This window comes from Natronomonas sp. (assembly GCF_046710025.1).
GTDB lineage: Archaea > Halobacteriota > Halobacteria > Halobacteriales > Haloarculaceae > Natronomonas.
Map to the genome: position 1 here is coordinate 1 of NZ_JBKEGK010000232.1, position 3,913 is coordinate 3,913.

At 64.9% G+C, this 3,913-nt stretch carries 6 protein-coding genes; 2 read left to right on the plus strand and 4 right to left on the minus strand.

Annotated features, from left to right (window positions below):
• From ACI944_RS12695 to ACI944_RS12705, 3 genes are all read right to left on the minus strand, one after another.
• Positions 1 to 293: DUF6691 family protein (locus ACI944_RS12695; RefSeq protein WP_411719411.1), on the minus strand; the 293-nt coding region annotated here is incomplete at its 3' end.
• A gap of 23 nt (positions 294 to 316) precedes the next feature.
• Positions 317 to 829: a YeeE/YedE family protein gene (locus ACI944_RS12700; RefSeq protein WP_411719406.1), complete on the minus strand. Its 513-nt coding sequence runs from the start codon at positions 827 to 829 to the stop codon at positions 317 to 319.
• A 24-nt stretch (positions 830 to 853) separates the two neighbouring features.
• On the minus strand, positions 854 to 2,053 hold the full coding sequence (locus tag ACI944_RS12705; RefSeq protein WP_411719407.1) for an MBL fold metallo-hydrolase: 1,200 nt from the start codon (positions 2,051 to 2,053) through the stop codon (positions 854 to 856).
• A 204-nt stretch (positions 2,054 to 2,257) separates the two neighbouring features.
• On the opposite strand from ACI944_RS12705, the gene ACI944_RS12710 reads away from it, so the two are divergent.
• Positions 2,258 to 2,512: a sulfurtransferase TusA family protein gene (locus ACI944_RS12710; RefSeq protein ID WP_411719408.1), complete on the plus strand. Its 255-nt coding sequence runs from the start codon at positions 2,258 to 2,260 to the stop codon at positions 2,510 to 2,512.
• A gap of 2 nt (positions 2,513 to 2,514) precedes the next feature.
• Positions 2,515 to 3,099: a DsrE/DsrF/DrsH-like family protein gene (locus tag ACI944_RS12715; RefSeq protein ID WP_411719409.1), complete on the plus strand. Its 585-nt coding sequence runs from the start codon at positions 2,515 to 2,517 to the stop codon at positions 3,097 to 3,099.
• Here the strand turns inward: ACI944_RS12715 and ACI944_RS12720 are convergent.
• The coding region (locus ACI944_RS12720) for an ATP-binding protein (protein ID WP_411719410.1) at positions 3,084 to 3,913 on the minus strand (830 nt) is incomplete at its 5' end. The two genes, ACI944_RS12715 and ACI944_RS12720, sit on opposite strands and share 16 nt — an antisense overlap.

The window sequence follows — 3,913 nt, forward strand, 5'->3', positions numbered from 1 at the left end:
GGACAGATCCCCGAGAGCCCCCAGCCGACGCCGAACACCGTTCCGCCCAACAGGACGTTCCGGTCGAGGGATTTTAGCCGACGCGCGTAGGGCCTGCCGGTCAGCGGCGCGGTCGTTCCGAGCGAGGAGAGCCCCCAAAAGCTGAGTCCGGCGACGATCGATCCGCCGAACATCACGAAGAGGAGCCCGAAGTCCTCGAACGTCAGGAAGTCGATGACGACCTCCGGGCGGGCCATGTGGCTGAACGCGAGGCCGAACCCGAAGATTATCCCCCCGACGAGGATCAACGGCATGAACAGTCGGTGGCGGTCCGGGCTCACGGCGTCACCCCCGCTGCGGCGACGATGTTTGCCGTGCCGATTGCGACGACGAGGAAGGTGATGACGCCCACGAGGGAGGTTCGAGAGACCGAACCGACGCCGCAGATCCCGTGGCCGGACGTACACCCCTTCCCGATCCGCGTGCCGACGCCGACGAGGATGCCGCCGAAGAACAGCCGCCACGGCGCCACGTCGGTCGTCCAGACGCTCCCGGCGAGCGCCCACGCTTCACCTTGATAGATGACGGCGTAGACGGCCGCACCCGCGACGATTCCGAGCGTGAACACGAGCCGCCAGTCCCGAGAGGGGCGGTACTGCTGGAAGCGCTCCTGGCCCGAAACGTACGATAGCGTCGACTCGAGGAACGTGCTCGCGCCGGCGGGAATCCCGGTTCCCACATAGATCAATGCGGTCGCCGCACCGACGAGGAGGCCGCCGACGGCGTACCGGTAGATCCCGTTCGGGAACAGCGTCTCGACCGCACCGGAGCCGAGCAGTTCGGCGATCATGGTTCCATTCCTCCGGTCACTCTGTTAGTCGCTCGTGAGTGCATCCTGGCTTGCGGCGCAGTTGTTTGGCCCCAACTCGAGCGTGAACGCCTCCTCGTCGTCGACGGACTCCTGGCCGAGGTTCGTCGCGATGATTTCCTCGTAGTTCGCCGGGCGGGGGGGCATGTCCGAAAGCACCAACTCGACGAACGCCTCCTCGTCCATCGAGAGGGCGTCCATCCGCGACTTCAACTCGCCGAGCGTGGCGGTATAAGTGCCGTCGTCGGCCTGTTCGGCCGAGTTACTGGCGTGTGCGCCGCCGATCAGCGTGTCGTCATCGAGGGTGAGAACGCGCTCCTGAAGCGAGTCGTACAGCTGCCGAGCGGCGTCGGGGGCTCCCTCGTCGCCCTCCTCAAGATCGGGGCGAGCGACGCTCTCGATGAACAGCCCGTCGCCGGTCGCCAGAAACGAATCGTCGAGCAGATACGAGGTCATTCCGGTGGTGTGGCCGGGGGTGAACACCGTCTCGATCGTCGCGTCGCCGACGGCGACGGTGTCCCCGTCCTCAGTCAACGTCACGTCGTCGGTGTAGGTGACTCCTCGGTCGGCCGCCGCCGCAGGGAGAACGGCCGCAATGCCATCCTCGGCGAGTTCGCGGAGCCCCGAGATGTGGTCGGCGTGAACGTGCGTGTCGAAGGCGTACTGCAGGTCGACGCCCAACTCGTCGGCGTCGGCGAGATAGCGGTCGGTGAACGCCCGGAGCGGGTCGATCACCGCGGCTTCGTCACCGTCGTAGAGCAGATACCCCAGACAGCCGCTTGAGGGGCGTTGGTACTGCAGGAGCGTCCCGCTTCCGTCGTACCCGCTGACCTCGTGGGCTTCGTAGATCGACGCCCACCCGTTCATGCCGTTCTCGAGGTGGTCGACATCGTACCCGCGGTCGGCGAGCGCGCCGGCGACGTACTCGCTGGCGCCGCCTTTTGCACACAGTACGGTGACGTGTTCGTCCTCCGGGACCTGCGAGAGCACGTCGTCGTCGATCTCCTCGTCGAGGAAGTGGAAGTACGGGACGTTCGTTGACTCGACGGTCTCGCCGTCGATGCGCCACTCCTCGTAGTCGCCGCTCATCCGCGTATCGAGGATGGCGACGTCCTCTTTCCGGTCGATCTGTGCCTTGAGTGTCTCCGGAGCGACCGACTCGACCGTGGAGTCGGGCGTCGGAAAGTCGATCTCGTCTGGATCCATGCGTGTACGGACATAGTCACCAAACCGACTTAAGGTTTTGTATAGCAATTCATATATTATACAATATAGCTGACGCCAGGTGACTCACTTGCGACGTGGACACGATTTCGCGCCGACGGCCGGGTCGCTTAGCTCCGGTCACCGACATACTTATTATTCCGGAAATAATATTGTATAGTAACCCCAATACGAGGGAATCAACACATGAGCACGGAATCAGCATCCGAGACGCTTGACGTAAAGGGACAGAACTGCCCGATGCCGGTCATCAAGACGAAGGGAGCCTTCGACGAACTCGCGCCCGGCGACACCCTCGAGGTCGTCGCTACGGACTCCGGGAGCATGAGCGACATTGCCGGCTGGGCCGAGTCGACGGACGACGCCGAGTTACTCGATCAAGCGGAGGCGACGGAGGGCGGGGAGTCGGTGTACAAACACTACGTCCGGAAGGCCGAGTGACGATGAGCACGGACACACAGGCGGGGGCCGACAGCGCACCCTCCGCCGAGGAACTTGCGGAGCTACGTGCCCGGATCGACGAACTCGAGACGGAACTCGCCGACGTCAACGAGGCCGTCAACGACGACACAAAGAAGATGGTGATCCTCGCCACGAAGGGCACCCTCGATATGGCGTATCCGCCGCTTATACTGGCGAGTACGGCCGCCGCGTTCGGCTACGACGTCACCGTCTTCCACACGTTCTGGGGGCTGGAGATTCTTCACGAGGAGAACTCCAAGAACCTCCAGTTGAGCTCGGTCGGGAACCCGAACATGCCGGTTCCGAACGCCATCGCCGCGCTTCCCGGGATGGACCGGATGACGACCCGGATGATGCGCAACCGGATCGACGACAACGACGTGGCCTCCGTCGGGGAACTGGTCGACGTCTGTCTCGACAGCGGCGTCGACCTCCAGGCGTGCCAGATGACGATCGACCTGCTTGACTACGACGAGAGTGACTTCTACGAGGGCGTCACCACAGGCGTCGGCGCCGCCTCCGCGTTCCAAGAGATGGTCGAGGCGGACATTCAGCTGCTGGTCTGAGCTTGCGATCCGGACCGGTCAGTCCCGTTTTCGTTCCCCCGAACCCCCGCCAGCGCCGCCTCGAAGTGGGCCGCCTCGATCTCGATCTCGTCGGCGCGCTCGGTGGCCGCCTCGGGGCCGAGTTCGTCCGCCACCTCCCGGATCGCCCGCATCGACGCCTCCCGGACCACCGACTCGAGTTCCGCCCCGGAGAGACCATCGGTTCGGTCGGCAACGGCGTCGAGATCGATATCCTCGCCAAGCGGCTTGTCGGCGGCATGGACCGCCAGAATTTCGCGTCTGGCCGCCTGATCGGGAGTCGGCACCTCGACGTGGGATTCGAGCCGGCCGGGGCGGAGCAGCGCGGGATCGAGCGACTCCATGCGATTTGTCGCCGCCACGACGACAACGTTTGGGGTCGCCGCCAGCCCATCGAGTTCGGCGAGTAGCTGCGAGACGACGCGCTCGGTGGCTTCGCTATCGTTCCCGCGAACCCCGGCCAGCGCGTCGATCTCGTCGAAGAAGACGATCGAGGGAGCGGCTTGCCTGGCGCGGTCGAACACCTCCCGAACGGCCTTCTCTGACTCGCCGACGTACTTGTCCAACAGTTCGGGCCCGGCGACCGAAACGAAGTTCACCGCACTTTCGCCCGCGAGCGCCCGTGCGAGGAGGGTTTTGCCGGTCCCCGGCGGCCCGTGCAAGAGGATCCCGGAGGGTGGATCGGTGTTTGTCGCCTCAAAGAGGGCGCTGTAAGCGAGGGGCCACTCGACGGCCTCCGTCAGCACCCGCTTGGCCTCCGCGAGGCCGCCGACGTCATCGAACGTCGTCTCGGGCG

Coding starts and splice junctions, on each gene's coding strand:
- ACI944_RS12700 (WP_411719406.1), bottom strand. CDS start 829: ATGATCGCCGAACTGCTCGGCTCCGGTGCGGTCGAGACGCTGTTCCCG.
- ACI944_RS12705 (WP_411719407.1), bottom strand. CDS start 2,053: ATGGATCCAGACGAGATCGACTTTCCGACGCCCGACTCCACGGTCGAG.
- ACI944_RS12710 (WP_411719408.1), top strand. CDS start 2,258: ATGAGCACGGAATCAGCATCCGAGACGCTTGACGTAAAGGGACAGAAC.
- ACI944_RS12715 (WP_411719409.1), top strand. CDS start 2,515: ATGAGCACGGACACACAGGCGGGGGCCGACAGCGCACCCTCCGCCGAG.